The organism is Deinococcus seoulensis (assembly GCF_014648115.1).
GTDB classification, from domain to species: domain Bacteria; phylum Deinococcota; class Deinococci; order Deinococcales; family Deinococcaceae; genus Deinococcus; species Deinococcus seoulensis.
Map to the genome: position 1 here is coordinate 1 of NZ_BMQM01000074.1, position 3,156 is coordinate 3,156.

Genomic DNA, 3,156 nt, shown 5'->3' on the forward strand with positions numbered 1-3,156 from the left:
AGCTCAGCATGCTGATAGTTTATCAGAGCACCCTCAGCTCCCTGGAATCCAGGAAGAGCCAAACCCGGAACGCCGCCTTCAATACAGCCATGTACGAGTACCTGTCGAACAATGGCACGGCCATTGGCGTCGGAGAGCCAGAGGCTCTTCTGCATGCCATCAATGAAAAAATAGAACGGGATGCCAAGTCCCTTTTCGTAACCCGCCTGGTGCTTCACCGTGAAGCCTCACCCCTTGACCGCGCCTCTCTTGAACCTGAACATCACACCTACCTTGAAGCGCTGAATGACATGCAGGCGAAGGTCTTGCTGTTTGATGCCACCTCCAACCTTGGCGTCCCCACGTACTGTGCGCTTGCCCAGTGTGATGGTCAGTATTTCGATGGTTGGGGCACGTCCTGGAGCGCTGCGCATGCCCTGACCCGTGCCCTGACCGAATGTTTGCAGGCTATCCATGCCAGCTGGCATTTCCGCGCAGACTTCTTTGATGAGGAGCAGCAGCACCGCAGACGGGTGGCCCCCTTTCAGCTGTACCGACGCCTGTTGTCATATCGGGAGGTTGCGTTCCAGCACCGGGGCTCTGTCCACCCAGTTCCCTTGCGGTCATCACCCAACGGTACGGTGCACGATGTGCTGATGGCTGTGCAGGACCGTTTGCTCACACACGGTTTTCCCGTCTTTGCGCACAGCTGTACACTGGGTTTTGGCATTACGCAGGTTATGGTCTCGGTCCCGGGCCTGGACAATTTTCAACTCGTGACCAGTGGACGTCTGGTGCGTCCCGGGGTCCGTACCGCTTCTCTTTTCGCTCAAGGTGAATCACATGTGGCTCAGTGAAGAACGCCGTCAGGCTCTGTCGTTGTCATGGCGGGGCATCTCGTATGTCGCCCGTCATGCTCGCGGCGACGTCACCAAAATCCTGCTGCTCAACCTGTTCTATGCCACCGGTCCATTGCTGATTCTGTTGGTCAGCAAATATGTGATCGACCATATCGACACCTTCCGTGCCGATCGGGCTGCAGCGGTGCAGTTCATTTTGATGGCCTCCCTGGTCTATCTGGTTCTCAACATCGTGACGGACTCCTTCCAGACCGTCATGGGCCTCTACATGGACAACCTCCGGGATAAAACCCGGTACTTTGCCAAGAAAGACCTGATGGAGCGGGTGTCCGCTGTTGAGGACATCTCCATTTTCGAGGATCCAGGCAAACTTGACACGCTCCTTCTTGCGGAAGAAGGGGTCAAGAAACTGTGGGAGCTGAACGCATCTGCCATCCGCCTGTTCATTGGTGTGGCGGGCCTCTTGCCCAGCCTGCTGGTGCTGTTTGGTGCGGCGTGGTGGATTCCGCTGCTGGTGCTTGCGTTTGCGGTGCCGTCAATCTACGCCCAGGGGGAAATTGAGGACGAAAGTTGGTCTGTTGAGCGTTCTCACGCCGAGACATTGCGAAAAAACAAGATATTTGAAACGAACATCCTCGGCGTCAAGGGGCACAAGGACGTGAAGGTGTACGGCGCCGCCCCGTTTTTCATCACCCGCTGGATGAATCAATCTCTGGACGTGCTGGCGCAAATGCAGCGTGTTCGGCGCCGCGGCGCGCAGAAAACAATCGGCTGGTCCATCCTCAGTTCACTGGGCACCTCCGCGCCATACATTTTTGTGTTGTTCCAGTACATTGATGGTCGGTTCAGCCTCGGTGATCTGGCCCTCTACTCCGGCTTGATCTTTCAGTTCCGCCGCAGCCTGGAGGACACCATCTTTCAAGGCAGCGAGGTCTATCAAGCTGGTCTCTCAACTGAACCTTTCTGGGACATTAAACAGTTTCAGAGTCAGATTGCGCCAGGTCAGGGCGTTGTTCCTCTGGCAACGAAGAATGTGCTGGCCTTCCAGGACGTACATTTCACGTATCCAGGGGCTGAGCGCGCAACATTGACTGGCATTCACGCGCGGTTTGAGCAGGACCGACTGACCGTCATTGTGGGTGAGAACGGTGCGGGTAAGACCACCTTGGCGAAGCTGGTGTGCCGGTTGTACGATCCCACGGCGGGGCACGTTCAGTTGAACGGGCAGGATCTGCGGGGCATTAACGTGCAGGCGTACCGTGAGCGCATCGCGGCCGTTTTTCAGGACTTCGGGCGATTCGAGGACACGGTGGACAGCAATCTGTTCTTCAAGCAGGAAGTACCAGATGCCAGTGGGCTCTTGTCCGCTGTGGGGCTCACGGACCAGGTCAGCATGTGGGAACAGGGAACCAGCACAATGTTGTCCAATCAGTTCAAAGGCGGGACAGATCTTTCTGGGGGGCAGTGGCAACGTCTGGCCATCGCTCGAGCCATGGCCAGATTGCAGGAGGCGGCTGTGGTGTTGCTGGATGAACCGACCTCTGCACTGGATCCTGAAACAGAACATGAAGCGTTCGCACTTTTCCGGCAAATGTGCCAGGGCAAGATCGGCATCGTCATCAGCCACCGCATGAGTTTGTGCCGGCATGCTGACCACATCATCGTTATGGGTGGCGGCCAGGTGTTGGAGGAAGGGCACCACACCACGTTGATGGCCCGCAGTGACTCGCATTACCGCCGTATGTTCCTCCTCCAGGCCAGCAGTTACACCGATCTCCCAGAAGCGGTGATCTAGGTTGACTTCACAGTCATTGGCAAGGCCACTGAAGGCTGGGCTGCTGCACAAGCAAGTCTGATGTCAGGCACTGGATCGCCGGGGAATATCCCGGCGATCGCCTGTTGCACCTCCCAGATGGACGCTGGCAGGTCGCTGCAGTTTGGGCCCTCCCATTCGTTTTCCGCTGCTGAAGTGCGGGCGGCCTGCGGGTCGCGGGTGAAGGCTTGCCGTACTCGCCGGTACGCGATCGGGGGTAGTTGGCTGGAACTAGACTCTGTTGGCGAATTCGAAAACCGCTGTTGGGTGAGGCGGATCATCACGACTCGGCAACAAGAAATGCGGAGTCCGGGGGCCATCACCTGAATTCGCCAACAGAGTCGAACTATGCCCGACACCACTGAAATGGGAGCGTCCGGGGCGTATCCCCGGACGTGTCAAAAGAGCTCCCACTCGAACGTTTCGTCTGTCAGAACCCTGCCTGTCCAGTCCAACACCGCGCTCAGCAGGGAAACATCAAGCTCCGCCGACGATACGGCCCTC

Annotated in this window: 2 protein-coding genes; both read left to right on the plus strand. The window is 57.4% G+C overall.

Annotated elements, in window-relative coordinates; all coding sequences use genetic code 11:
* A partial coding sequence (locus IEY70_RS20680; protein ID WP_229778136.1) for a YcaO-like family protein occupies positions 1-836 on the plus strand: 836 nt, incomplete at its 5' end.
* Positions 823-2,634, plus strand: coding sequence for an ABC transporter ATP-binding protein (locus IEY70_RS20685; RefSeq protein WP_189066919.1), 1,812 nt, complete (start codon positions 823-825; stop codon positions 2,632-2,634). The genes IEY70_RS20680 and IEY70_RS20685, both read left to right, overlap by 14 nt.
* The last annotated feature ends 522 nt before the right edge of the window (positions 2,635-3,156 follow it).

Coding starts and splice junctions, on each gene's coding strand:
- IEY70_RS20685 (WP_189066919.1), top strand. CDS start 823: ATGTGGCTCAGTGAAGAACGCCGTCAGGCTCTGTCGTTGTCATGGCGG.